Raw genomic sequence first — 23,673 nt, forward strand, 5'->3', positions numbered from 1 at the left:
TGATACCAAGTATCAAACCGCCCTACACATATTTGGTTTGTCGAAACAATGTTCAGTTTTCAAAGGTCTACCAAGTTATTACTCTTGCAAACAACTTAATCATCATATCATTTAATCAATATGATGTCAACAAGAAGTTTGATTTAACAACGTTTCTCGTTGATGTGCTGTTCAAATGCGACAGCTCAATTAATATAACATTTTATCATCACAACTGTCAACAACTAATTTCAATCTTTCGAATTGGTCTAGCTGGTTAATCGCCGTGACAACATAAATAACTATACCAAGCACTAGCCCTACCGTCAACTAAAAATATGAAAATAAACGAATCTTTTTTCAAAGGCATATCTTATAGTTGAAAACATTAAAATAGTTACCTGACGGCCGTGTGTTTCCTGATTTTTTAATTATAACCGTTCGTCTTTATTTTAACCAACAAAAAGCCCGAACCATCGTTATGATCGTTCGGGCTTCCCAAATTTAAAGTTTAACCTTCAACACGGGCTAAGAAGTAACGCTTCTTCCCCCGGCGAATGATGACAAACTTACCTTCAAAGGCACTGGCTGGATCAATTTCAGTATCCGTGTCCGTGACCTTTTCACCATTGACCCGAATGGCACCGTTCGTTAAGTCTTCGCGAGCTTGACGCCGTGAAGATTCAATCTTAGTGTCATCTACTAGCCATTCAACAATGTTCTTCTTAGCTGCACTAACCGTCACAGCCGGCATCTTCTTGAAGCCTTGTTCGATTTCACTAGCCGTCAGCTCAGCAACATCCCCGGAGAACAGCGCCTTCGTAATGTGTTGAGCTTCCACAACGGCCTCGTGACCGTGAACAAATTCTGTGACTTCTTCTGCTAAACGTGTCTGTGCTTCCCGCTTTTCTGGATGGGCTGCTACAGCATCGGCTAATTTCTGGATTTCGTCTTGGCTCAAGAACGTAAAGTACTTCAAGAACTTCACGACATCGCGGTCATCCGTATTGATCCAGAATTGGTAGAACTCGTATGGTGACGTCTTTTCAGGGTCCAACCAGATGTTACCACCTTCGGATTTCCCAAACTTCGTGCCGTCAGCCTTCAATAGAAGAGGAATCGTCAATCCATAAGCACGAGCATCGGCGCCCTCTTGCTTGTGAATCAAATCAATTCCGGCTGTGATGTTGCCCCATTGGTCAGCCCCACCAATTTGTAATTGCACGTCTTCCGCCTTGAATAAATGGAGGAAATCAATCGATTGGAGAATTTGGTACGTGAATTCGGTGAATGAAATACCGACTTCCAACCGTGAAGCGACGACTTCCTTGTTCAACATGTTATTGATGTTAAACAGCTTCCCGTAATCACGCAGAAAGTCCAATAAGGATAGTTTAGACAACCAGTCGTAGTTGTTGACGATTCGGAATGAGCCATCTTGGCCAAATAGGTTTTCCATCTGCGCCGTCAAGCAGTCTTGGTTATGACGGACTTGGTCCATGGATTGGAGGACCCGTTCTGCCTTTTTACCCGATGGATCACCGATGGAACCCGTTGCCCCACCGATGACAATGACTGGCTTGTGCCCAGCCAACTGGAACCGTTTGAGAATCATAAATGGAATCAAATGACCAATGTGCATGGAGTCTCCGGTTGGATCGATTCCCGCGTACAGGCCGACCGCCTTTTCGTTAACTAACTTGCCTAGACCCTCTTCATCGGTTTGCTGATTGACGGCACCGCGCCACTTTAACTCATCAATAATTGACATTTCTTTTCCTCCTATACTTATTACCAAATAAAAAAGTCCCCAATGGCTACTGCCATCAGGGACGAATTAAAATCCGCGTTACCACCCAAGTTGTTGTCATTTAGACAACCTCTCGTCATCGTTAACGGAATGACCCGCCGGAAAACCGGCCGCTCCTCAGCGTAATTCGTGGTTACGGGCGTCCTGACTCTCAGCGCCGTCAGGTCTCTTGACCGGAGCCGTTTCCACTACTCAACTGATTCATCGCTTATGAAACGATAATACGCAGATAGCGGACAAATGTCAATACGTGTTCCGTCACCTGGCGGGTACTGGCGCGAAAAAATATTCTCACTGGCAACACAGTACTTCCTGCGCCTTGCCGGTCTTCAACTCTCAGATAGAACCTAGAACAGTCCCGTCACACTGCCCCAAATAATCTGAATGTTCAAGATCGTCAAGACAATCGTACATGCCCAGGCCAGGACCGTGATCCAGCGTTTGTTGACCCAGCGCTCACCCATGATTTTCTTAGATGAAGTGAAGATGGTCAGTGGAATCATGGAAAATGGCAACGCAATCGACAGGAAGACCTGCGAATTGACCAGCAAGTTGTCCAGCGCTGCCTCGCTTCCGCCATACAGGACGGTGCAGACAATGACCGGCACGACCGAAATCAGTCGCGTCACTAACCGACGAACCCATAGCGGCATCTTTAAGTTAACAAAACCTTCCATGATAACTTGCCCCGTCAGCGTTCCCGTAATCGTCGAGTTCTGACCGGAAGCCAGCAAGGCCACCGCAAACAACGTCGATAAGACCGGTGATGCCACCGCACCAGCTAAATGGTTATCTTGCAGTGCTGCGTATAAGTTACCAAACGTTCCCAATTGGCTCGCATCCTTACCAAAGAACATCGCTGCCCCCAACAGGAGTAAGAGACAGTTGATGATAAACGCGCCAAATAACTGAATGTTAGAATCCCACGTCGTAAATTTAACGGCCCGCGCCATTTCCTTTGGGTCGCTGCGGTCAAACTTCCGCGTTTGTGAAATGGACGAATGAAGGTACAGGTTGTGCGGCATCACGGTCGCCCCAACGATTCCTAATGCCATAGTCAGTTGACCTGGATGCATGATCTCCGTCCGGGGAATGAAGTTCGCAACTGCGGCGCCCATGTTAGGTTGCGCGATGATCACTTCATAAGCAAAGACCACTAAGATCACCGTAATCAGACACAGCACAATGGCTTCGATTTTCCGGAAACCCAGCTTCGTTAATAATAATAGTAATAACACGTCAAAAACTGTCAGCGAAACACCTAAAATCAGCGGCACCCCGAATAACAGTTGCAGGGCGATTGCGCCCCCAATAACTTCGGCAATATCGGTCGCCATGATCGCCAATTCAGTCACGACCCAGAGGACCGCCCCGATGCGTTTCGTGGTATGGGCCCGCGTTGCTTGGGCCAAATCCATCTGCGTCACAATGCCCAGTTTAGCCGCCATATATTGGAGCAACATCGCGATTAAACTCGAAATCAAGATAACAGACATCAGTAGGTAACCGTACTTGGCCCCCCCACCGATCGATGTTACCCAGTTACCCGGATCCATGTACCCCACGGCGACCAAGGCACCCGGTCCCGAAAAGGCAATTAAGTTCTTAAGGAACCCCTTTTCCTTCGGCACAGCTACGGTACCATTGACTTCTTCTAATGACGGGCCGTTGGCGTAGCCAGTCAATTTGCTGGTCTTCGTTGAAACGTTGTCGGTCATAATTTCCACTCCTTTTCTCTCTATGCTTCTCACCATTATACGGATAGGAGCGGGCCTGTAAAGCTCTATTTTCGACTAACCTAACTTAAATTTTATATCACCCAGCAACTCGTTATTGACCGCAACATTTATTTTCGGCGTCGTTTCACGATTCATGTTCCATTTGAAAGCGGCCATCCCGATTTACAAAAAAATTAGCCGACGCAAATAAAAAACGGTAAGCTACGAAATTTGACCGGGCTTACCGTCTTCTCTATTCTGCCGCCGACTCCAATTCTGCCAACGTCGTATGTAAAACATCTGGCAACTGCTGCTGAATCAACAACAGTTTTGCCTGGCCCATTGCCGTCAGCGCCAAATAACGACGGCGACGGTCATTGGGCGCAACGTGTTGCTTTAAGTACCCCCGTTTACACAGATCGACGACTAGATTCGATGTCCGAGTCGCCGAGAACCCCAATCGATTCGCAACCTGGGCGACCGACAACCGCTCAACCGCAACATCGCTCATCAATTGACACTGGGGTAGATTCAGCGCGAGGCCCGCAACCGGCTGATTGTAGCACCGCGTCACCATCGTATAGATCTGGGTTAACTTCTGTAATTGCTTCTGCTCGACCATCCATCCTCACTCCAATCAACAAACGTTCCCTTAGTGACAAAATCAACGTTGGCTACAAAAATTGGCCGCTGGCTAGCCGCTAAAATGTCCCTGACTACCCATTTGCCAATAATGTATCCGCTTACATTATACCACGAGCCCTCACTGCTGAGGGGTGACACCTTAGGCCAAACGGTAGGCTACGAAAGCGTCATAATCTTTTTGAACCTGTTCCGCGTACGCCCAGGCGAAGTCCGCAATGGCCGTATCGAATTCCTTGTTGCTCCCAATATAGCCGCGAATCATCGCCGCCGTTGGACTTTGACAGTGAGCGATTCCCAGCGTCCACGCACAAGTCTGCGCGTACGTCTTAAATTGCTCCCAGTCGAGCTGTGTCAAGTCGATCGATTCCTTCATATCCCGGAACTGTCGCACGTAAAAACTCTGTTTGCGGCCCGCAAAGTACCCAAGAAATGGATCTGACGAGGACTGGAGAATCTTCTGGCAATCGACGATTCGTTGTCCTTCCGTCTGTTCCAAGGCCACCGTGATATCCGTTGCCAGCTGACTTCCTTGCCGTCTGGTTGGCAGAGCCTCTTTCACCTGCAAGACCAAGTGAGACCCGTCGATACTAGTCAGCAAAATCAGATAGCACCGAGAGCCAAAACTACCGACGCCGACACTGTGGCGGACAACATCCGTGATGTGATACTGCGATAGGAGTAGGTTGACGTCCGGTCGCACCGTCTGCCGGTAAGCCGCAAAGTAAGCATCCACGTTACTGGTCACGTCATCATCTACGTGCGTGGTCCGCGGCGCATTCTCCCGGAAGCACAGGTTTCCCCGCACATCGAGCGTCGTAAATTTCCGCACGACCTGTTCAGAATCCCGTTTATTGGCGCGATTGACGATGGCCGTCAACAGGTTCGAGCTATCCTCATCCAGTGCACTCGCCGTCACCAGCTTCTCCACTTCATTTAAGGGGTAGAATCGTGCGAGGGTCGTCTGGTCAAACATCTGCTTGATGCTCTTGCGATAACTCTCGGCGACCTTGGGTAACAGTTGCTTAAGCTTCTTTTCCTTAAACCCATTCGCTTGTCCTGCCAGTAAGACACTGACCAATAAGCGTTTCAGGTCCCATTCCCAAGGGTTGATGCCGGCCTCATCGAAGTCGTTCAAATCAAATAACAGTCGCCGTTCAGCCGACGCATAAAAACCGAAGTTCCCAATGTGCGCGTCACCACAGATAAAGGTACTGATGGTCGAGCTAGGTTGCTTACTCAAGTCGGCTTCCATTAATTCTGCGGTTCCCCGGAAAAACGAAAAAGCCGAAGCTCCCATTCGCTGCGTGCGCTCCGGCAAAAGTTCTGGAATCAATAATTTACGAATCTTATCCATCATATGATTACTATTGCGTTTGACTGGCTGATACGTTCCCAAGACCTCGTAGGGAACCTGCTCCCGGGCCTGCTTACCTAATTGTCGAAGCTCCGCAATGGTCTTGTTGACCTGAACTCGGCCCGTACTAAATGCTGCTGGCGTCATGGGCGCCACCTCCCGCTACGTTTTGCTCCTATTCTACCGCAAACGCCTGCTGGCCTCCAGCTTCGGTTTCTTTGAGGTTATATTGCTGACGAGACTTGTTCGGAGGTACCGCCTGCGGCTGCCAAGGATTACGCCTGCCATGGGGAACGCCTCCAGCCTGAGAATCGGGCTTCCAGCTCGCCTCAAAGCCACGAAAAGCACGTGTCTCCGAGGTCGTCCCACGATGATAAGCCGGGAAAGAACCCCGACTAACATCGTTAACACGGCTGGCTCCATCCCTGGCCTCCTTCGGCTCTGGTTAGATATCTACCATTAGGTTTGTTGAAACCGAGAGACCACGCGAGACTTTTTACATCACGTGTTAGCAAAGCTGGTAGTGGCATCTCTATTATTGTAAAAAACAATGAGACTCAGAATTAATATCAACAATAGTGCCACTGACACCCACGCAATAATCCGTCTGTTTCCTCACTCTTCCGTCTGCTGCAGCTTATTATTAAAGTCCAGCGCAAACAGCGACAGTTCGTGGTGCCGTAGCGTCTTGATCAAGCGGTCGATGTTTTCGCCGTAGTCGATTTCCTTGATCCAGTGAAAAACCTCCAATTGATTGTCTTTGGCAAACTGTAGGGCCAGCGCATCTGTTCCATATAAGACTAAATAGTTTGACCGATGCTGGGCATCAATGACCGTTTGATCCGTCAGCAAACTTAAGTGCACGATGCCACTGAGCAGGCGGTTAAAGATATCCGTCGTGACCCCTATCATGTCGTAGGTCACAAGGATTTCAACCCTGGCTGCCGTCAGTGTCAACCCGTTTGTGTATTTGCTCAAATATTTCTGCACAAGCCGCAGATCCGCCGCACCAATTTTTCCAGGATATAAGCGGCTCATACTCTGAGCAATCGCCAGTGCGGGGGCCGTTGATGCGGCCGTGGGCTGATAGAGCGACGTGATTTCCGGCCGAAGCAGCGGATCGACACGGAACAGCAACATGAATTGGCACAGCGCAAATAGCCAGTTAGCGAACCAATTTTTCCCGGTCGCGTAGTCCTGCAACTCCGCCACACCGGGTGCCAGCGTGTACTCGCCAACACGCTGCTTCAAGCCCACGTACAACCGTTGCATCCCCGCTGGCTGCAGCGCCCGTACGAAATACGGCGAGCTCGTCAGCAAGTAATCCAACGTTGCCAACTCATTCAGCGCTTGTTGTGGTGTATCTCCCAGCGCCGCCATTTGACCAGCCAACGCCCGTAGATCCGTCAAATGGGCCAACGGAAAGCGCAGTGGTGTGTACCGGTAACCCTGGTCCAACCGCAAGAGAGCTAACCTGATCAATAAATCCTTCCGCTCCTGCAGGCTGACCGAATCCTGATACAATTTGTCATTTGCATACGTCTTGAGCAGCGCTTGGTGCAGACCCCGCAAGCGTTGGGGTAACTCGGGTAACTCTTCCGGCGTCGTTAACGTTGTGCTGAACAACATGAAATAGAGCAGTTGAATCAGCGTCTCGTTGCCCGTCACTCGTAGCGGATTGGCCACCAATTGAAGATTGTACTGTCCCAGCTGTGTTTTCATCGCCCGCAAGCGCCGATTGAACGTCGACAAACTGATCTCATGCTCCGCGCAAAACTCGCTGGTCTGCTGGTAGGTCTGTTTCAACGTCGCCACCATCACCTGATAGGGAATACTGTCCACGTATAACCAGTGCCGATACTGGTCGATGGTCACGGTCGTCACCAATTTATCCTTCGTCAGACTCGTTGTCCCCAATTGTTGTAAGTCTGCGCGCAGGCCCAATAAAACGTGATAGGCGCGCGAATAGCTAACGGCTGCTTCTGCTGCAAATTCGGCCAAATTAAACTGGCCACCGTGGTCGTTAATAAACGTCATCAGCCGCACCTTCAGGACATCCTTAGGCGTTAACATGGCAAAATCAATTTTCACGATCCCTCACTCCCCTTTTTAAATAGCGAAAACCCCTGAGCCTTGGTTTCTCGCCAATAACCCAGGGGGTCGCTGCTGTAACGGCACGCTTAGTCGATACTAGTGATGGTCACACCCTGCGCATCGAATTCCGCCAACGTTTCCTTTAGGATAATCCGGGGATCATCATAGCGAATTCCCGGTAAAATTGTACTGATGAAGTTGCCAGTTAACTTGCCCGCAACTACTTCTGGTGAAATGCGAACGTCCTGGCCGTCCTCCGTTGAGAGGGTCACACTCTGCCCCTCAGTCAACCGATCGATCAACGGTAAAATTGGCATCTGTTGCATCATTTCGCTCACCCTCCTATGTTCCTTGTTTAATGTTTGTCCGTCGTAGGCTGGCGGAGATTCCGCCCGGTGAGGCAGACCTGAAGCCTGGGAAGCGGTCTTCAGGGCAACTTCGAACCTCACAATTCGAGTTTCAAAGTTGGCCTGTCGACTAAGACCGGGAAGTTCATCCGGCCTAAGACGACATTCACGGGGCTCCATCCCCGCCAGCATACGACTACAGTTAAATTGGTTTGAACTTAGTTTGTCGCTGATAATTAATCTAAATTATTCTTGCTCGTAGAAAAACTGAAACGCAATTACCGCATCCAAAGTGAAGCTCCTAATTGGCACTACTCTTTGTCTCCAGTACCATCGCAAACTAAGCCAGACTCACTTCACTTTTCCCCTATATTCTACCACGGTGCCCGTAAATACTCGCGCGAACCCACTCAGGGAATTGCGAGTTGTTATAAATATAATTATTAAAGCTTAGGAATTTACCACGTTTCTCTTAGGCAGTTTCTTCGCCATACCAGGCATGCTATGCTCAAGGCCACGCTAGTTTATGCTATTGACGTTTTTATTTTGGGGGAGAACGATAAGTTATGTGGTTTAACAATCTAAGCACGGCCTTCGTGGTGGGATATCCCATCTTCGTGTCCATTATCTGGATCGTTGGCTGTTTATTCTCGGGTTTATTGCGAAAATGGCAACCCCGGACACTATTAAATACCGCAACTGAGCCATTTATTTCTATTTTAGTCCCTGCACATAATGAGGCAGAGACACTTGATTCGGCTGTCCAATCTTTAGCCGGACTAAATTATGAACACTATGAGGTGGTCCTGATCGACGATTGTAGTGACGATGACACACCAGCCATCATGGCCCGGCTTAAACAGCACTGGGCCGACACCCTTGCCATCACTGTGGTCGCTCTTCCGGTGAATCAGGGTAAGGCAAGTGCGCTCAATCAAGGGTTGCAGGTGGCCAAGGGCGACTACCTCATTGCCATCGATGCCGACAGTCTACTGGCACCGGATGCCGTCACCCAACTGATGACCACCCTGCTCGATCGACCAGACTATGGGGCCGTTACCGGCAAGCCAGTCGTGCGGAACCGCTCCACGCTGCTCGGTCGCCTGCAACTTTTAGAATACATTGGCGTGATCGACCTGATCAAGAAGGCCCAGGCCTATTTGACTGGCAGCATTACCACGGTCTCCGGCGTCATCGTTGCCTTTCGCCGGGAAGCGTTGCAGGACGTTGGTGGGTGGAACCCCGCCGTCATGACCGAGGACATCGATATCACTTGGCGTCTGTACCGTCATCATTGGCGGGTGGCCTACGAACCACGGGCCGTCTGCTGGATTCTGGTACCCGAACGATTACGGGGACTGATCACCCAACGCCAACGCTGGTCCCGCGGTGGCTTAGAAGTATTGGTGACCAATTGGCGTGGGTTTTACCGAAATCCTTGGGGACAACGCTTCTTACTCTTGGAAACCGTCGTTAGCAATCTCTGGGCCGTGGTCACCGCCTTTAGCCTGCTGGCCTACACGTTGAAGCTGCTCTTTTTGCACGGACTTTCACTCGACGGTAACCTGCTCTTGATTCTTTTAGCCTTAAGCGGCATTCAATTTACCGTTGGCTTCTTAGCCTCACAACTGACCGCCAAACTGGCCGGACCGGAACTCCTGCTCGTGCCCATCTACGTGCTGTACTACTGGATGGTCAACCTGATCAGCTGCCTGTCCGCCATTGCTTCTTACTTTATCAGTCCGCAGCGCAAAGGCACTTGGCACAGTCCAGACCGGGGGATATAAATGAAAAACACACCATTCGATCCTGTTATTCGCCACCAGACCAGTCGCCTGAGTCATTGGCTTCGCGTCCTCATTTTGACCACCCTCTGGTTATTTGTTGGTCTCATCATCGTGGCTAACATCAGCTTTTCGTTGGGTCTCTATAGCGACGACCTGGTCAGTCTCTACCTATTACTCAACCTCCAGCCACACGCCGCCCACCACATCTTAGTCTTAATCGGCTGGTTGCTAGTCATCGTTCCCCTCTTCTGTGGGTGGCGATGGCTCCGTTTACGAAAGGAGGGGGCTAAATGAACCCGCGTTGTTTCCGTCAGTGGCTCCTAATTGGCCTTTTGTTCACGGTCATCTTCAGCCTTGGCTGGACCTATCACCACCAGGCCAGCCAACAATCCCGCACCCAAGAGAGTTACGCGCTACCGGCCCGCTACCAGCAACTGAAAGATGGGATTATGATCTTCTGTTACCACCGAATTCTGGCAGATTCATTACCCACGCGAATCGCCCAAGGCCTGTCCACGAACTCTCAGCTTCATGAGTTCAATGTTCCTGCCAGCGAATTCGCCGCTCAAATGAAGTACCTCCACGACCACCACATCAAGGTGATCTCCAGTCACGAAATGACACAACTGGTGCGGTCCCACCGACCAATTCGGGGTAAATACGTGGTCCTGACCTTCGATGACATCGACCGAAGTGTCAGCGACAACGCCCTCCCCGTCATGAAAAAGTATGACTTGCCCTTTACCGCGTTTGTGATCACTGGCAATACCGGTAAATACCGTGAGGGCAGTCAAATGGCCACGTGGCAAGAGATCCGCCAAGCGCAGGATATCGCTGGTGACCGGCTGATCCTCGGGCTCCATACCCACGACCTGCACCATCTAAACGCCAACTTCCAGCCTATCTTCACCCAGCCCCACTACACGGGCAAGTTTGAACGGGACTTCGCACGATCACGCAACGAACTGCGCACCCACACTGGGGTCACGGCGACCTCATTTGCGTATCCCTACGGCGGCGGAACACCCGCCATCAGTCACTTTCTGTCCCAACAGGACCTCAGCTGGGTCGCAACGTTGAATTCAGGAATCGTCACGGACGACACCGACCTCAACGACACGCCCCGCCTTGTCGTCAATCAGGAAAGCTGGCCTTCTATTCGGGATTGGTTGAAGTAACCGTATAGTTCAAATGTGCTTAGCTGGCCCGCACTACGGCTGTCAGAGACTGCGCCTGCTGTGGGGACGCTTCAGACTGGAAAAACACCAGTCTTCTCGCTCGCTTTTAAGCCACGAAAACCACGTGTCTTAAAAGTCGCCCATCGTGATAGCTGTGAGCTACCACGATTTCCACGGCTGGCTTCGTCCCTGACCTCCTCCGGCTCTGACTGGCTTTTACCATTCGCTAATCTCAAATGGTCAGTATCCCCGACACAACGGCGTACCTATCATCGCATGTGAATAAGTCATTTCAGTTTTAATGTAATCCGCAACGCAAAAAGCAGGTGCTGGGCAAAGGTCCCGGTACCTGCTTTCTTTATTTGATATTATCTTAATGAAACGTTTTGAATTTTAGTTTGATTGGTAACCATCACGATCACGAGACGAAGCAAGTTTCACCAGACCGGCTCCATCCTCTGTCGCAAACAGCTCTAGCTGATTCAGCGGTGGTTACCTTAAGCTTTTTCCGCTTTAGGTTGGACCAGTCGCATGCCAATCCAGTAGATGATCGCGGCAATTGCCATGGCGATAAAGGTGGCCCCAATCGTCGAAGCAATCGCTGGCACCTGCTTGAGGGCCCAGTAAGCAACCACACCCAGTACCCAGCTAGCAACGGCAACCCAGTTGATGCCGTGCGTATACCAGTAAGCACCGCGGACCTTAGTGAATTCGCTCAGGCGGTACTGCTTCCCCTTTAAGAAGAAGTAGTCCACCAAGAAGATGGCGATTTCTGGGCCCAGGAACATGCCGATACCATCCAAGAACGTTTCGAAAACGTCCAGGAAGCTTGCCAGATAAACTGGAATAAAGGTCACTAACGTCGCGGCGATCGTGACGATCCACAGACTGACGCGCAAGGACAATCGGTGCGTCATGTTGGTCAGCGCCGAGCCGGCCGACATCAGGTTGACCGCATTGGCCGTGGTACTGGTCAAGACGATGACCAACAGCGCAATCACGCCCAGCCCCAATTTAGCAGCGACCGTACTTGGGTCGGAGTTGTTCGGGTCAAAGTGGTTCAATGAAACGGCCGTCCCAATCGTAGCGAACAGCCCGATGAAGGCAAACCAGAACAAGCCGAAGTTGGCACCCAGAAATGCCGAGGTCGTGGCTGCCGACTTTTTCGCCGTGAAACGACTGAAGTCTGACGCCGCCGTGACCCAGGCTAGGTTGAATGCCGCTAACGTATCGGCCGCAACCCCGGAGGACATCCGCATATTGTGTGGCGGCTGCCAAGTCACAATGTCGTGGAAGGAGACCGTCTTGAAGACCACAACGGATTCCCACATCACGAAGATCACAACGAGAACGATACCGACCCGTTCAATCATCTGAACCGACTTTTCTCCCACGGAAATACTCAATAAATGCAGGACACTCATAATCAAAATTCCAACGATCAGGCCAAACGTGCCACCTGGTTTGCCATACAGCGGCCAGCCAAATAATTCCCCAAAAATATAGCTGATCGATGTGGCGGCAATAAATGTGTTGACGGCCGCCCAACCGATGAATTGGACCACGTTAATGACCGACGGAATGAAGCTCCCGCGCAATCCAAATGAAGCTCGTGTCAACGCCATTGCTGGCAACCCCGTTTGGTAACCCATGTAGCTGGCTACCGCTAGTAACGCGTATGAGACCAACCCGACAATCACCAACGTGGTCGATGCGGTCAGAAAACCACAGGCCGCAATCACCCCACCAATGTACCACGTGCCGTTGTTCGCGTTCGCGCCGACCCAGGTGGCAAAGAGATCCCACTTGGACATTCGCCGGTGCTTGTGCGGAATCGATTCGACGCGGCCAAATTCCCGCGGTGCCGGTTGTGGCGCCTCAGACTTGCTAACCTTCACTTCTTGTGCCATCGATTCTCACCTTTCCCTTTAGTTCACCTACGACTTACAGAATTTCCCCAACAAATTCACCAGCAGTTAGCGTGTTGAAATCGTACGTCTTGAAATCGTCAGCGTTCTTGGTGTACCAGTGCATGCTCTCGGTAATCATCAAGTTGACGGCTTCATCCTTCTCCTGCAGGGCCAGGATCGGTTTGTTGCTCATCGTGGCAACGCCCAGTTCGTACGCTGTCCCGGAATCTAGGTTCTTTGCTTCGAAATCGATGACCGTGACGATGACGTCAGCGGCTGCGATTTGGTCCATGTCGCGATGGAAGATCTCCGTCGCCCATGGCTTAGTGAACTGCTCGTTGGCAGCGTCTTGGTGCAGCCGTGGTGAGTAGAAATCTTTCACCGTAGGATTAGCTTCTAAGGCAGCCTCCAGGCGTTTCACCCGGTCGACCTGTTCGGGACTAAAGAACGGACTTGCAACGTAAATTTGTGCCATGTATAAACTCCTCCATGAGTATCGATTTCAACCGTCCGGCCATGAAAAAAGCGGCCGATCCCGCAAGGAGTCAGGCCGCTAGCTCACATTTAAAGACAGCGAATTCTACCGGACCCTTCCTAGCCTCACGGGACTAAGTTAAAAGGACTATTTGGTTGTTGTTAGGTATTATACGGGGTGCGTCAAAATCCGTCAATCGCCCATTGGCAATTTGAAAGGTGAGTTAACCGTTTGACGCCCCGCCTCGCGTGACCTAAAATTTTTCTGAAAATAATTGAAGATAAGTATAGTTATAAATTAACCACTCCGTCAGTCAGGTGCTTCGTCCGGTGAGGACCGGTCAAAGCCTAAGAAGCGGTCTTTGACCTTGGTTTCAAGCCCCACCCAACCCGTTCATCCCGTGGCGTAAGTCCGGCATGAATCGCCGGTCTAACGCCACCGACACGGGACTACGCACCTGACTGACTCCGCTAAAAATTTGTCATTGTTCGAGAAATCGTGATGTTTTGGCAACGACTAGCTCAGTGTTATTCTGTGACTAAAATCTGTAATGACCACTGCCACATAACCACTAGCAATTCGTTTTAAAACTGGACATTCAAATTAACACTTGTCGTGGACAAAAACAGTCTAAGTCGCCAGAGCATCCGATAACGACAAACTGAAAATTCAGCACCGATTTTTCACCAACTACAGGCGTACACCAATGTCGCCGGAGCCAGCGATTGGCGGGGACGTAACCCCGTGTCGGTGTTCTTAGACCGAGCAACTCTCTCGGCCTTAGAACCCGGGCCAGTTTTGAGACGCGACCCATCGGCTCAAAGCTGAGCCTGAAGACCGCCCCCCAGGCTTCAGGCGGGCCCCACCGGGTGAACTCCCTGCCAACCGCTGGCGGTAGCCATCAATTCGTTTACCCCTATTGGTTGTCAATACGTGAGGTGATTGCTACACTTAGATTACCAAGGAGAGGAGTTTTCACACTATGCAACCAACCACGCATCACCTACCGCCCCGCATCAAGCGTATCTGGGGGTACAGCGCCATGGGGAGTCTTCTGGCGCTACTTGTCATCACCGGGCTACTTTGGCTCGCCTACCGTTACTGGGATTGGGCCGCCTGGATTCCCGTCGCTGGCCTCGTTTTGACCATCGTGGAACCCATCGTTGAAGTCGCTTTTATTCCTTATCGTTACCAATTTACCCGCTATCAAATTTCTGATTTGGCCGTTGAAATGCAGGCCGGCTTCATTTTTCAAAAGCGGGTCGCCATTCCGATTGCCCGGGTCCAAAACGTCACGCTCAACGCCGGTCCCCTGTTACAGTGGCAAAAATTGACGAAGGTCACCGTGGCGACCGCCGCTACTAGCCACAGCATTGAAGGCCTTGAGCTGCCCGAGGCCGAGCAATTCCGTGAACAGATCATGCGGTTAGCTCGGGAGGCACGTCATGACAACGCCTAAACGCACACATCCCCTGGGCCTCCTCCAACACATCGCGAAGAGTATCAAGGACTACTGGTTTTTATTTATTCTGTTATTATCCCAATGGCAACACATTAATTCCGTCTGGTTCTGGGGAACGTTAGTCTTAATGTTAGTGGCCTTTCTGATCTGGCCGACGCTAAAATGGCTCATGCTATCCTATGCCGTGACACCCGATGCCGTCATTGTTCACTCCGGCATCTTCGTCCGGCACCACGAACACATTCCTTACTCCCGCATCCAAACGGTTCAGCGGAAACAATGGTTTTATCTGCGGCCGTTCAAGCTGGAGGAAGTCCTGATTGAAACGGCCAGCCACGATGATAGCGCGCCGGAAGCCCGGCTGGCCGCGGTTCCCACCGATGTGGCCGATACCATTGAACACTACCGGCACACTGCACCCGCTGCAACAGCTGTGGCGGACGACACAACCGCACTAACCGCGACCGACACAGCCGACCAAACCGACGCGCCAGTCCTAGCCCACTACCGCATCAACTCGGCGGACTTGGTCAAATTTGGCCTGACATCCCTCATCTTCATTCCGTTTCTGTTGGTGCTGCTGGGACTGTACAATAAGATTCCTGAGTCCTTTACCAATTCGCTGATCAATGATGCCAGTCACATGGCGCTGGCTCTCCTAATTGGCGGTGCCATCTTGATCATTGTCATCGCCTGGCTGGGCGCCTTCTTCTGGACGTTGACCCGCTATTATCACTTCGAGCTCGACCGGGAACCCGACCAACTCAAGGCCGCCAAGGGACTCTTTCAACGCAACACCATCACGGCCCCAATCGCCCGGATTCAGGCCGTCCGCATCAAACAAAACATCTTACGGCAATGGCTTCATTTACAAACGGTTCAGGTCCTGATTGCATCGAAAGCCGCTAGCGACGACGATGACAATGATTTAGTCATCATGCCAGTCATCGCTAATCAGGCCGTCTATCGGACCATGACGCCATTTGTCGACTGGTTACCGCAGACAGCGCCGGACCTAACAGCCTTGCGCGTTCCCCGTAACTGGTACTTGATGCGTAATGCCGTTCTGTTCGTCGCATTCCCCGCCATCATTATCGCCTGGTTCTGGCCCCATTTGAGCTGGATCAGCATCCTGTTGGTCATCATTGCTATCCTCCAAGGCCGCTTTGCCGGTCACAACACGGCGGGTGCGCTGATTTCACCCAACCTACTGGCCTTACAGACCGGCCACTTTTGGACACGGGAGGTCTACTACGTTCCGGCTGACAAAATTCAATCCATGGGCTTTCAGCAATCCATTTGGATGAAGAAGACCCAACTCGCGCATTTGACCGTCAACGTGCGGCATGGCAATCACAACCAAGCCATTGAACTGCGCTACGTCCCGGTGACCGCCGCACAAGACCTGTACGATTGGTATCTGCATCGTACTTAGAAGGGAGACTGCCCCATGACCGAACCGCGAATTTTCAAGATGCCGTTTGCTAAAGTCTATCCGCTCTATCAACAAAAGTTGGCGAAGAAGGGCCGGACTACCGCCGAACTCGACCAGATCATCACCTGGCTAACGGGCTACGATGATCCCGCCCTTCAAAAACAGCTTACGCAACAGGTCACAATTCAAGAGTTCTTCGCGGCCGCGCCCCACCTCAACCCCAACGCCCACCGCATCACTGGTGTCATCTGCGGTGTCCGCGTCGAAGACATCACCGATCCACTGATGCAACAGATTCGCTACCTCGACAAACTCGTCGACGAACTGGCCAAGGGAAAGTCGATGGACCAAGTCTTACGGTAAGTGGAACTAGCCGCGCTACGGAGGACAGGGATTCCACCTGCTGTGGGGATGCTTCAGCCTGGAGAACCACCAGTCTTCTCGCTCGCTTTTAAGCCGCAAAATACGCGTCTTAAAAGTCGCCCATCGTAGTAGCTGTGAGCTACCACGATTTCCACGGCTGGCTGCATCCCTGTCCTCCTCCGGCTTAGATTGATTACCAATCATGCCAGACATTGAATCCCACACTACGAATTTTCATATCAACACTTTGACAAATTAGTTGGCATAGTCCAAACGTTACCGAGAATATTCCATGTAAGCCGAGAGGTCGGCAAATATGGGCTCAGGCGCGTCGTTCTACTTAGTTGGCGAATTTTGCCGGCTTAGTAGAAAACCAAGCTTGTAGACTCGGCTTTTTCGAGGCTTCAAGTTGTGTTCGCACCGTTCCAGCCCATATCTGCCGGCCGGCAAGGCGACTAAACTGCCATGTCGCCGCAAACAAAAGCACCCACCACAGACAAAATCCGTGGTGGGTGCTTTTGTTTCAAACCAGCGTTCCCCAACGCTAGCTTGCTCCCCTTGGCAACGACTGCACTTTCCCAAGCCGTTTGGCCGCCAAATAAATCAATTCTGAAACCTACTCTCTAGCCTCTACGTGAACGCCATTGGTGAAACATTTCGCCCAGTCGTGGTCGCCATAACCAGCAATAACCGAAGATGGCGGACGCTAGGAACCAAAATACCAATGACCAGCCGTCCGTGCCCCACACACTGAGTGAGGTCACGTAAACGACGAAAACGATGTATACTGGCACTTTTAATTTCGGGAAGAGTAAGTACTCCCCGTTATGTTCCAGCGACAGTTTGTTATAGAGGGCGGCACCCCACACGAACAGGATGATTGCGGCCACGAGCCAACCTGCGCCCATGAGCCAAGTCTGCTGTTCTGCGTTCAGGGTCACGCCACTCTCTCTTAAGATATTAACACTAATTGTGGAAGAACCAACTAAAGAAAAGGTAAAGCCGACAATGGTGACGACCAACGCCCCGGTCTGACCGACAATCAACGCTGCGAACCAGGTCAGCGAAAACATGCCGATCGACGAGAGTAGCCCCACAATGACCGAGGTCAGCACACCGGGCCATGCTAAATGAAAGCCAACACCGGCTGACTTCATCGTCAACGCTATCCCATACGTGAGACCATAATCCAGCGCCAGCGTCAAAGCGGCGATGACCAGTAGCCCCAGCATTGCGACCTTAATTTTGGACCAATAAACGCGCTGCCGAGAAAACCCACTGGTGAACAGGAATTGATTAAAATTATCCTTCAGATCCTGGTTCATCATCAACAGGCCAACCATCCAGTAGGCCGCGACGATCCAATAAGGGAAAGCGGAGAAATAAGTGCTCGAATACACATCCCACTTTTGAATGTTGCCATCTACCAGTTGCACCGGACCATTTGGCAGGCTGTGCAGCGAAAGCATCGTGTTCATGAAGCATCCCAGTAGCGCTAATCCGCCAGTGGCTAAGAATAACCGTCGATGACGCCGCCAAATGAGTCGATCTAATTGATTATGCATCATAATTCCCCCTACTTCATCAGTTGGTAACCCGTGTCGTGAGCCAAATTGGCACGGAACAGGTCTTCCAACGTTAACGGTAATTCTTCAAACAACACGGGCTGTAATGCCTTCAACTGTTGATCAATTTCTGGCGTGTAGTCCGTGATCACAACGACCAAGACCCGACCAGACACCCGAATCAACTGGCTGTGGTCTTTAAGCACCGCCGGAATTTGCTTATCCTTGAAAACCAACTGGAGCTTCTTAGCCTTGGCCCGAATATCTTCCAAGTTGTAGTCGTGGACTAGGTGGCTATCCTTTAACAGGAGTACCCGGTCACTGAGCCCATCGAGTTCGTTTAAATCATGGGATGAAATCAAGAACCCCTTCTCTTGGTCGGCAATTTCATCGATGATCATGGTCGCAATGTTTTCTCGGACGATGACATCTAAGCCATCGAATGGTTCGTCCAAGATAATGTACGTGGCATTAGACGTTAAGGCCAGAATCATATTGGTCAACGCCCGCATCCCCTTGGACAACCGCCGGTACTGACTGTTCTTGTCTAATTTAAACTGCGTCAGTAGCGCCAGGTAGCGCTGATGATCAAATTGCGGGTAAACCGTCCCGTAGAAATCGGGGATTTCCCACAACCGGTAGTTATCTAAGAAATTATATTGCACATCCAAGAAGAAAATCCGTCGTTGCTCTTCTGGCGTAGTCACGATATCGTGGTCATCCACAGTAACCTTGCCGGCGTCCGCAACGTACTGATTCATCATGGTCCGAAACAGGGTCGTCTTTCCGACACCGTTACGACCGACTAACCCAATAATTTCGCCCGGTGCCCACTGAAAACTGATGTCATCAATAATGGACCGGCCACTAATTTGCTTGCTTAATTGCGTTACTTGTAATGTCACTACTCTGCCCCCTTATATGCCGCTTTGATCCACCCGACGACCTCTTCTAACGGTACGCCGAGATACCGAATCTCCGTCAATAATGTCAAAAGTTGTTTTTTACTGGCAACGACCTGGGCACTGTCACCATACTCGGCCGTTTCACGGACATACGTGCCCTTGCCGTGAACCGTGGTGATGACGTGCTGTGTCTCCAATTGCTTGTAGGCCTTACTGACCGTGTTCGGGTTCAACTGTTCCTGCCGCGCCATGTCTCTGACGGACGGTAACCGGTCCCCCGGCTGCAAGATGCCCTGCACGATTTGTTGTTTGACCTGCAAGACTAGCTGCTCGTAATATGGCAGACTAGAATCATTTGCTTGCATTGTTCCTCACCCCTTGGTGTTTGGCTACGTGTCCTGTGTGTACTATTATACCTAGTACACTTGATTTGGCAACCCCTAGTTTTAAATTTCGCCTGCGGCTGCCAGGGATTCCGCCTGCCATGGGGAACGCCTCCAGCCTGAGAAGCGGGCTTCCAGCTCGCTTTGAAGCCGTGAAAAACACACGTCTCCAAAGTCGTCCCACGATGTAACCCGGGAAACAACCCCGGCTAACATCATCGACACGGCTGGCTACATCCCTAGCTGCCTCCAGCTACGATTTGTTTTTCTGTTAGGACACTGGTCCGCTGTATAAATTACTCATCTAGACATAACCAGCCTCGGCGATTATGGATTACCACATAATATAAACCCTGCCGCCTTCCTAAAGCCACCTCACCAGCGTAATTTAGTTCTAGCAAAACTTGGCGGTAACAATCTTCCGAGAATTATGACTTGAAAAAATCAGACTGTACAGTTATGCTATGTATAGTCAAACTGTATATAGTTCGACTGTGTATCTTGCAGACCAAGTTAGGAGAAGGATCATGGCGCGAAATAAGAATTTGCCACTAACCGAAACAACGTACTACATCCTGCTGGCGCTCACGCAACCGCTCCATGGCTACGGCGCCATTCAGGAGATCGAACAACTCAGTGAAGGTACCGTCAAGATTGCCGCGGGCACCATGTACGGCGCAACGGAGAACTTGTTGAAACTGAAATGGATCAAGGAGGTTCCTAGCAGTGATAAGCGGCGCCGCGTGTATTTGATCACTGATGCTGGGAAGTCAATTTTAAAATTAGAAACACAACGACTACGGAGCTTGGGGAAGCTTGCCGAGAAATTCGGCTATTAGGAGGAACGAGACATGAAAAGATTTCACGTATTTTTGGATCTTAACGAGGAAGAAGACTGGATCAATGCGGTTCAGGAGGCTGGCTACTGCTTAACCGCGGTGAATCCGTTCTTGCACCGCTATACTTTTGCAGCCCTGACAACCACCGACCAGTTCAACCCGTATACACGCTTGGACTTTCGCGATAAGGGCATGAATCGGCGCAACTACCAGAACTATCGCCAGCTTTTCAGTGACAGCGGTTGGCGGCTCATTGCTGGCAGTCGGCACGGGGGGATTCAGTACTTTCAACAGAAAAACGCTACATCGGACCATGACATTTTTTCGGATGAGCGCTCCAAGGTCAGATGTCGCCAGCGGTTCAGTCGTTTCAGTGCCATCTACGGTGCGGTCTTTCTCTCATACTTTTTCATCTTCATCAAGGGAATGGAGAATATAAATATCGTCGATGTCAGAACTTGGTACCTCACACCAGGACTGTGGCAAATGCAGGGAGAGTGGTTCTGGAAGGCCCTGCTCTTTGAGACGCCGTTTGTCTTACTGCGCATACTTCCCATCTATATTTTCCTGATTGTCGGCATCTATTACCTGTGCCGAGTGATTCGGACCGGGGATTGGGAGTAATTTTTAACTGATATTACTGACGTGGCAACAATCATGAGTATTCCGCAACCAAAAATGACGGTCGCAACCAGCTACAACTGATATCTTTAGGCCAATTTGCTATAATGACGACAATCGCACTAGTCAGACTACCTAAAGGGGGCAAGAGATACGATGCCACTTAAAGCACAGCTACAGGAAATCAGTGACCTAAAAGCCAAGATGGCTACTCTTCGGCCATTATCCAGCGCACAAGTTAAAACACTCGACCAGCAAGTCCGAATCGAACACGTTTGGTCGTCTAACGCCATCGAAGGCAATACGTTGTCGCTTTATGAAACGGGTTCTATCTTAAATATGGGTATGACGACCCGCGGCGTTTCCGTCAAAGATATCCTAGAGGCCTTAGACTTAAACGAAGCCTACGAATACATGCTGGCATTGACCAGTGAAAAGACGCTATTAAGTTCGACATTGATTCGAACGCTGAATCGCATCGTGACACTACAGACAACGACGGACAAAGCTAACGCTGGTGCCTACCGTATCTTTGCCGCTTGGCCTTTTGGTAGCGAAGATAAGCCGTACGTGGCGCCGTGTGACATTGCCTCAGAGATGGACGATTTGATTATCTGGGTACAAACCGCGCAAAAAGATCTACATCCTGTGCAATTCGCAGCGGATCTCCACCAAAAGTTCGTGGCAATTCATCCCTTTGCTGATGGCAATGGGCGCACTGCTCGATTACTGATGAATATGGCGCTGACTCAAGCGGGCTACCCCGTTATCAATGTGCGACCCACTAAAACGGCCCACAATAGCTACATGGAAGCCCTCGAACAATCTCGCGAAACTGGTGATTTGAGTGTGTTTGAAGAGCTGATTGCTAGTTACGTTAAGACGACACTGGAACAACGCATCAAGATTCTTGAGCTTAATCAAAAGAATCAAGCTGATGCTAAAAATGATGTTGATGAGCGCTTCGAAAAGTTCTTAAAGGAACGGAATAAGGGCGATAACTAAGTCTCTCAGGAGGAACCAAATGTCATATGAAAATAAGTTTCAAATGACCGAAAAGTCCGCCCGATTTTTCGCCAAGAAGAACTTAGTTAACTTGGTCTACGCGACTTCAAAACTAGAAAATGTTCAGGCAACCTTAGCGCAAACGCAAACCATTGTTGATGGCCTAAGCGTGTCGGGAATCCCAACTGGCGAAATCATCACCATCGTTAATTTGAAACGGGCCTGGCAACTCGTGATTGCTAATGAAGCACCCTACTCACTAGCAATTAGCAATCGCATCAACGCCATTGCCGCGCAAGATGATTCGCTAGATCCAGGAAATATCCGGACAGGAAACGTCATGTTCGATGACACAAGTTACGTGCCATCGATTCCAGATATTGATAAGGTTCCTGAGCTCATTTCAGGCGTTTTAACCCAAGACAAGAGCCTAACGGAACGTCTATTGGATTTATTACTCGTCATGATGCGCGACCAACTCTATTGGGATGGCAACAAGCGTACAGCATTTTTGACCGTCAATTATATCGCCATTCCAGCTGGTATCGGGATCATTACCGTTAACGAAGAACAACTAGAAACCTTCAACAATTTACTCGCACCCTTTTACGAAACGGGCAATGGTCAAAAATTAAAAATGTGGTTGTATGACAACTGCATTCGCGGCATGAAATTAAATTAGTCTAAACAAAAGTGGCACGTCGAAATTTCAACGTGCCACTTTTGTTTAGACCTATATTTGAAAGATATTAGTCGAGAAATCCCCCGACCGTCACAGTCTGACCCGTTTAAAGGTCGCCGTCAGACTCGTTGCTACCGCTGTCATCACGCACATCGGCATCGGCCGTCATATGTGGTCGACTTTCCGTTTGCCGCCAGACCAGTTGGTTGTAGAACTTGGCGCGCGCCAAATCGTAGTACGGCATGACGAACAGGAAGGCCAAGCCAAAGGTGATGCCCCCCAGAATGAACCAGAGAATGAAACTCAGATCCATGATGAACAGGAAGGACTTGTAGCCGTTCATCATTTCTCGCGACCGGGTAATGGCCTCAAGTGCCGTAATGTTTTCGCCGCGGTCATAAGCATCCCGGTAGATGTAGAAGGCTTGGGAATAGGAATACGCCTTGATGATGCCGGGGAAGAACAGCAGCAGTGACCATAGGAACGTAAAGATTCCGATAAAGATGCAGATGAACAGCCAACCCAGGAAGTATTGGCCCTTGTCGAACAAAGCAAAACTCCGTTGAATGGGATTGTCCATCTCCGCCGTTGCCCGGTCGAGGTCGATCATGGTCAGTTGGGTCCCCGCATGGAGCATGGACGCCACAATGAAGAAGATGCCGGCGAACGAGAAGAAACTGTTGAACGACCAACCGGCACTGGCCTCGTTGATGCGAGAAATCAAGCTGACGTCTCGGGTGTACATGGTATCCCCGATCCACCAGAGTGCTAGCCAGAGAATCGATAGCAGGACATAGAATTTATAATGATCGAGGACCTGTCGTTTGGCCCCCATTTTTAAGTTAACACGATCTTGTGAATCCATATTTTCCTCCTCTAATTGCGCTGAGTCAGTCCAGCCGCCACTTTGTTCTTATAGTATACAATCTGACGCGGTTTGACTAGGGGTTAACCTTATTTTCCCAGTAAATAGCTAAAGTCACGCTTCATTTACCCGACCAGACCGCCGACCCATTAGGTTGTTTTCACCCAATATAATTGCTAAAATGACAAAGTTGTCACCCTAACTAATTATCAGGTAAGGTATCTAACGGTCAGTAACCAGTTGGAGCCCCT

At 50.4% G+C, this 23,673-nt stretch carries 22 protein-coding genes and 1 other annotated feature; of the genes, 10 read left to right on the forward strand and 12 right to left on the reverse strand.

All coding sequences use genetic code 11. The features are described 5' to 3' along the window. Positions 1-490: 490 nt before the first annotated feature. The 6 genes from tyrS to JUF10_RS11730 all read right to left on the reverse strand — a co-directional run bounded on the left by tyrS (position 491) and on the right by JUF10_RS11730 (position 7,929). Positions 491-1,750, reverse strand: a complete 1,260-nt coding sequence (gene tyrS, locus JUF10_RS11705; RefSeq protein WP_203642523.1) for a tyrosine--tRNA ligase — start codon at positions 1,748-1,750, stop codon at positions 491-493. Between the two features lie 54 nt (positions 1,751-1,804). After that, positions 1,805-2,003 (reverse strand) — a binding site (T-box leader). 133 nt (positions 2,004-2,136) lie between these two features. Next, positions 2,137-3,507 carry an Nramp family divalent metal transporter gene (locus tag JUF10_RS11710; RefSeq protein WP_203642525.1) on the reverse strand — a complete coding sequence of 457 codons (1,371 nt, stop codon included), beginning with the start codon at positions 3,505-3,507 and terminating at the stop codon, positions 2,137-2,139. Between the two features lie 253 nt (positions 3,508-3,760). Further along, the gene (locus JUF10_RS11715; RefSeq protein ID WP_203642527.1) at positions 3,761-4,129 is read right to left on the reverse strand and encodes a MarR family winged helix-turn-helix transcriptional regulator; all 369 of its coding nucleotides are present in this window, start codon (positions 4,127-4,129) and stop codon (positions 3,761-3,763) included. A 162-nt stretch (positions 4,130-4,291) separates the two neighbouring features. After that, entirely contained in the window at positions 4,292-5,653 is a 1,362-nt protein-coding gene (locus JUF10_RS11720) for a DUF2252 domain-containing protein (protein WP_203642529.1), read from the reverse strand. Positions 5,654-6,121: 468 nt separating this feature from the next. Continuing rightward, entirely contained in the window at positions 6,122-7,597 is a 1,476-nt protein-coding gene (locus JUF10_RS11725) for a helix-turn-helix domain-containing protein (protein ID WP_203642531.1), read from the reverse strand. Positions 7,598-7,686: 89 nt separating this feature from the next. Then, positions 7,687-7,929 carry a hypothetical protein gene (locus JUF10_RS11730; protein ID WP_203642533.1) on the reverse strand — a complete coding sequence of 81 codons (243 nt, stop codon included), beginning with the start codon at positions 7,927-7,929 and terminating at the stop codon, positions 7,687-7,689. Positions 7,930-8,513: 584 nt separating this feature from the next. Here JUF10_RS11730 and JUF10_RS11735 point away from each other — a divergent pair. The 3 genes from JUF10_RS11735 to JUF10_RS11745 are packed head-to-tail and all read left to right on the forward strand — an operon-like array spanning position 8,514 to position 10,912. Beyond that, positions 8,514-9,734, forward strand: coding sequence for a glycosyltransferase family 2 protein (locus JUF10_RS11735; protein ID WP_203642542.1), 1,221 nt, complete (start codon positions 8,514-8,516; stop codon positions 9,732-9,734). Continuing rightward, positions 9,735-10,028, forward strand: a complete 294-nt coding sequence (locus JUF10_RS11740) for a hypothetical protein (RefSeq protein ID WP_203642544.1) — start codon at positions 9,735-9,737, stop codon at positions 10,026-10,028. Continuing rightward, positions 10,025-10,912, forward strand: a complete 888-nt coding sequence (locus tag JUF10_RS11745) for a polysaccharide deacetylase family protein (protein WP_203642553.1) — start codon at positions 10,025-10,027, stop codon at positions 10,910-10,912. Before JUF10_RS11740 ends, JUF10_RS11745 begins: the two co-directional genes overlap by 4 nt. A 497-nt stretch (positions 10,913-11,409) precedes the next feature. Here JUF10_RS11745 and JUF10_RS11750 read toward each other — a convergent pair whose 3' ends face one another. Continuing rightward, positions 11,410-12,822, reverse strand: coding sequence for a cytosine permease (locus JUF10_RS11750; RefSeq protein ID WP_203642554.1), 1,413 nt, complete (start codon positions 12,820-12,822; stop codon positions 11,410-11,412). A gap of 34 nt (positions 12,823-12,856) precedes the next feature. After that, a complete protein-coding gene (locus JUF10_RS11755) occupies positions 12,857-13,297 on the reverse strand; it encodes a nucleoside 2-deoxyribosyltransferase (protein WP_203642555.1) in 441 nt (146 codons plus the stop codon). Positions 13,298-14,279: 982 nt separating this feature from the next. Here JUF10_RS11755 and JUF10_RS11760 point away from each other — a divergent pair. Genes JUF10_RS11760 through JUF10_RS11770 form a run of 3 tightly spaced genes read left to right on the forward strand, consistent with a single transcriptional unit; the run spans position 14,280 to position 16,557 of the window. After that, entirely contained in the window at positions 14,280-14,756 is a 477-nt protein-coding gene (locus JUF10_RS11760; RefSeq protein ID WP_203642567.1) for a PH domain-containing protein, read from the forward strand. After that, on the forward strand, positions 14,743-16,194 hold the full coding sequence (locus tag JUF10_RS11765; protein WP_203642576.1) for a PH domain-containing protein: 1,452 nt from the start codon (positions 14,743-14,745) through the stop codon (positions 16,192-16,194). The genes JUF10_RS11760 and JUF10_RS11765 overlap by 14 nt, the downstream gene beginning before the upstream one ends. A 15-nt stretch (positions 16,195-16,209) precedes the next feature. Further along, the gene (locus JUF10_RS11770; protein ID WP_203642578.1) at positions 16,210-16,557 is read left to right on the forward strand and encodes a DUF2200 domain-containing protein; all 348 of its coding nucleotides are present in this window, start codon (positions 16,210-16,212) and stop codon (positions 16,555-16,557) included. A gap of 623 nt (positions 16,558-17,180) precedes the next feature. Here JUF10_RS11770 and JUF10_RS11775 read toward each other — a convergent pair. Genes JUF10_RS11775 through JUF10_RS11785 form a run of 3 tightly spaced genes read right to left on the reverse strand, consistent with a single transcriptional unit; the run spans position 17,181 to position 19,392 of the window. Then, complete coding sequence (locus JUF10_RS11775; RefSeq protein WP_203642580.1) at positions 17,181-18,122, reverse strand: ABC transporter permease; 942 nt, start codon at positions 18,120-18,122, stop codon at positions 17,181-17,183. Between the two features lie 11 nt (positions 18,123-18,133). After that, positions 18,134-19,027, reverse strand: a complete 894-nt coding sequence (locus JUF10_RS11780; RefSeq protein ID WP_203642582.1) for an ATP-binding cassette domain-containing protein — start codon at positions 19,025-19,027, stop codon at positions 18,134-18,136. Continuing rightward, positions 19,027-19,392 (reverse strand): GntR family transcriptional regulator, encoded by a 366-nt coding sequence (locus JUF10_RS11785; RefSeq protein ID WP_203642584.1) that lies wholly within the window; start codon positions 19,390-19,392, stop codon positions 19,027-19,029. The genes JUF10_RS11780 and JUF10_RS11785 overlap by 1 nt, the downstream gene beginning before the upstream one ends. Positions 19,393-19,937: 545 nt before the next feature. Here JUF10_RS11785 and JUF10_RS11790 point away from each other — a divergent pair. The 4 genes from JUF10_RS11790 to JUF10_RS11805 all read left to right on the forward strand — a co-directional run bounded on the left by JUF10_RS11790 (position 19,938) and on the right by JUF10_RS11805 (position 22,557). Then, complete coding sequence (locus JUF10_RS11790) at positions 19,938-20,249, forward strand: PadR family transcriptional regulator (protein ID WP_203642586.1); 312 nt, start codon at positions 19,938-19,940, stop codon at positions 20,247-20,249. 12 nt (positions 20,250-20,261) lie between these two features. Further along, positions 20,262-20,873: a DUF2812 domain-containing protein gene (locus tag JUF10_RS11795; RefSeq protein ID WP_203642588.1), complete on the forward strand. Its 612-nt coding sequence runs from the start codon at positions 20,262-20,264 to the stop codon at positions 20,871-20,873. Positions 20,874-21,026: 153 nt separating this feature from the next. After that, positions 21,027-21,875, forward strand: coding sequence for a Fic family protein (locus JUF10_RS11800; RefSeq protein ID WP_203642590.1), 849 nt, complete (start codon positions 21,027-21,029; stop codon positions 21,873-21,875). Positions 21,876-21,894: 19 nt separating this feature from the next. Further along, the gene (locus JUF10_RS11805; RefSeq protein WP_203642592.1) at positions 21,895-22,557 is read left to right on the forward strand and encodes a Fic family protein; all 663 of its coding nucleotides are present in this window, start codon (positions 21,895-21,897) and stop codon (positions 22,555-22,557) included. Positions 22,558-22,663: 106 nt separating this feature from the next. On the opposite strand, the gene JUF10_RS11810 is transcribed toward JUF10_RS11805, so the two are convergent. Continuing rightward, positions 22,664-23,422: a DUF975 family protein gene (locus JUF10_RS11810; protein WP_203642594.1), complete on the reverse strand. Its 759-nt coding sequence runs from the start codon at positions 23,420-23,422 to the stop codon at positions 22,664-22,666. Between the last annotated feature and the right edge of the window lie 251 nt (positions 23,423-23,673).

The organism is Levilactobacillus andaensis (assembly GCF_016861695.1).
In the GTDB taxonomy this organism is placed as follows: Bacteria; Bacillota; Bacilli; order Lactobacillales; family Lactobacillaceae; genus Levilactobacillus; species Levilactobacillus andaensis.

What these genes read in the sequence shown, in the direction of transcription:
- JUF10_RS11785 (WP_203642584.1), bottom strand. Translation starts at nt 19,392, where the DNA reads ATGCAAGCAAATGATTCTAGTCTGCCATATTACGAGCAGCTAGTCTTG.
- JUF10_RS11800 (WP_203642590.1), top strand. Translation starts at nt 21,027, where the DNA reads ATGCCACTTAAAGCACAGCTACAGGAAATCAGTGACCTAAAAGCCAAG.
- JUF10_RS11790 (WP_203642586.1), top strand. Translation starts at nt 19,938, where the DNA reads ATGGCGCGAAATAAGAATTTGCCACTAACCGAAACAACGTACTACATC.
- tyrS (WP_203642523.1), bottom strand. Translation starts at nt 1,750, where the DNA reads ATGTCAATTATTGATGAGTTAAAGTGGCGCGGTGCCGTCAATCAGCAA.
- JUF10_RS11795 (WP_203642588.1), top strand. Translation starts at nt 20,262, where the DNA reads ATGAAAAGATTTCACGTATTTTTGGATCTTAACGAGGAAGAAGACTGG.
- JUF10_RS11750 (WP_203642554.1), bottom strand. Translation starts at nt 12,822, where the DNA reads ATGGCACAAGAAGTGAAGGTTAGCAAGTCTGAGGCGCCACAACCGGCA.
- JUF10_RS11810 (WP_203642594.1), bottom strand. Translation starts at nt 23,422, where the DNA reads ATGGATTCACAAGATCGTGTTAACTTAAAAATGGGGGCCAAACGACAG.
- JUF10_RS11720 (WP_203642529.1), bottom strand. Translation starts at nt 5,653, where the DNA reads ATGACGCCAGCAGCATTTAGTACGGGCCGAGTTCAGGTCAACAAGACC.
- JUF10_RS11805 (WP_203642592.1), top strand. Translation starts at nt 21,895, where the DNA reads ATGTCATATGAAAATAAGTTTCAAATGACCGAAAAGTCCGCCCGATTT.
- JUF10_RS11740 (WP_203642544.1), top strand. Translation starts at nt 9,735, where the DNA reads ATGAAAAACACACCATTCGATCCTGTTATTCGCCACCAGACCAGTCGC.
- JUF10_RS11745 (WP_203642553.1), top strand. Translation starts at nt 10,025, where the DNA reads ATGAACCCGCGTTGTTTCCGTCAGTGGCTCCTAATTGGCCTTTTGTTC.
- JUF10_RS11765 (WP_203642576.1), top strand. Translation starts at nt 14,743, where the DNA reads ATGACAACGCCTAAACGCACACATCCCCTGGGCCTCCTCCAACACATC.
- JUF10_RS11770 (WP_203642578.1), top strand. Translation starts at nt 16,210, where the DNA reads ATGACCGAACCGCGAATTTTCAAGATGCCGTTTGCTAAAGTCTATCCG.
- JUF10_RS11710 (WP_203642525.1), bottom strand. Translation starts at nt 3,507, where the DNA reads ATGACCGACAACGTTTCAACGAAGACCAGCAAATTGACTGGCTACGCC.
- JUF10_RS11730 (WP_203642533.1), bottom strand. Translation starts at nt 7,929, where the DNA reads ATGATGCAACAGATGCCAATTTTACCGTTGATCGATCGGTTGACTGAG.
- JUF10_RS11760 (WP_203642567.1), top strand. Translation starts at nt 14,280, where the DNA reads ATGCAACCAACCACGCATCACCTACCGCCCCGCATCAAGCGTATCTGG.
- JUF10_RS11735 (WP_203642542.1), top strand. Translation starts at nt 8,514, where the DNA reads ATGTGGTTTAACAATCTAAGCACGGCCTTCGTGGTGGGATATCCCATC.
- JUF10_RS11755 (WP_203642555.1), bottom strand. Translation starts at nt 13,297, where the DNA reads ATGGCACAAATTTACGTTGCAAGTCCGTTCTTTAGTCCCGAACAGGTC.
- JUF10_RS11715 (WP_203642527.1), bottom strand. Translation starts at nt 4,129, where the DNA reads ATGGTCGAGCAGAAGCAATTACAGAAGTTAACCCAGATCTATACGATG.
- JUF10_RS11775 (WP_203642580.1), bottom strand. Translation starts at nt 18,122, where the DNA reads ATGCATAATCAATTAGATCGACTCATTTGGCGGCGTCATCGACGGTTA.